Raw genomic sequence first — 1245 nt, forward strand, 5'->3', positions numbered from 1 at the left:
CATAAATTTTGCTCTTACGAGCAAAAATCCGACAAAAAGGCATCCGAATGGGATCATTCGAATGCCTTTTGTCTACAATCTGACACTAGATAAGTAATCTAGTGTGATTACGGCCATAGAATGTACCACTCTGTCATGTTTTTTACCGCCAATCGCCACGAGATTTACCACCTTTTCCCAACAGAATTACCAATGATGTAATGTCAAAAAGTAGGAATTTACAACGTTAGGGTTATAGAAAAATAAAAAAAGTCTAATTCCTCTGCATTTTTTCCAAGGAATTAGACTAATGAACTTCAACAATCGCTCCCGTTTATGGAAGTACGTTATTGAAGCAATGCACCCACATATCTATTCTTTTCAAGTATCCGTGCAGAGCTAACATTCGCAAGAATTACGGTGGCATGGTGTTTATGAAGATTAAGTGATTTAGATACCACTATTCATCATCATTATAACGATTAGATTCGTTTAAATTTATCAAAACCATGATCCAATAATAGGATATCGAAAAGGACGCTCATTAAATGCTTTAACAATTCCAACAATCGGAGCTATTATAGCAATGAGTCCAAAAATAATGAGGAATGGAATCCCGATTAATATCCAAGAAAAAAAAGCAGACACTGAGATTAAAATACCTATCACAATATGAAATACCAAAGCCTGTAAGGATAAGCTTTTAATTTCTCGATCTGAAATAATAAAATATGTGATAATGGGAACTAGTATAGGTGCAAACCAAGTACTAGCATGAATCAATATTTTGAATCCCTTATTTTCCATTTAAAATTTACTCCTCTTTGTATCGCAATATTTAATAAACCTTTATTCATTAATCATTATAAAGTTTTGGTTAGAATATTACATCAGGCTATGAACTAAATCGTTATACGACTTTGGTCGTAGTCCAAATAAAATTCCAGTATGCGAACTATTCTTTTACATTTTCCAGCTACTGAGATTACTCCGCTATCTGGCCAAATAAAATGTAGGAATTCGCTTTGCTTTTTTTATTGATAGATCAAGGTTTTTAGATAGACGGAAAAATTCCGCTTAATTAGAGAATAGCATTGAAAATAGCTTAAATAACCGGAGAGATTCCGCCTATTAAATGGAAAAACACCAAAATGGGGGATTTTTCCTTGCATAATCGGAAAACCTCCGCTTCGTATTATAAGGTCAGCCAGATATTTCTGGTTGACCTTTTTTTATATGGTTTTATTATTACGGTAGCCGGGGTAG

1 protein-coding gene is annotated in these 1245 nt (G+C 33.7%); it reads right to left on the reverse strand.

Going from position 1 to position 1245, the window contains the following annotated elements; translation table 11 throughout:
- Nucleotides 1–480 precede the first annotated feature (480 nt).
- Nucleotides 481–786, reverse strand: a complete 306-nt coding sequence (locus ACFPA1_RS28620; RefSeq protein ID WP_007083787.1) for a DUF4870 domain-containing protein — start codon at nt 784–786, stop codon at nt 481–483.
- Nucleotides 787–1245: the final 459 nt, after the last annotated feature.

The sequence above is a fragment of the Neobacillus sp. GCM10023253 genome (assembly GCF_042653105.1).
Taxonomy (GTDB): domain Bacteria; phylum Bacillota; class Bacilli; order Bacillales; family Cytobacillaceae; genus Neobacillus; species Neobacillus citreus.

What these genes read in the sequence shown, in the direction of transcription:
- ACFPA1_RS28620 (WP_007083787.1), bottom strand. Translation starts at nt 786, where the DNA reads ATGGAAAATAAGGGATTCAAAATATTGATTCATGCTAGTACTTGGTTT.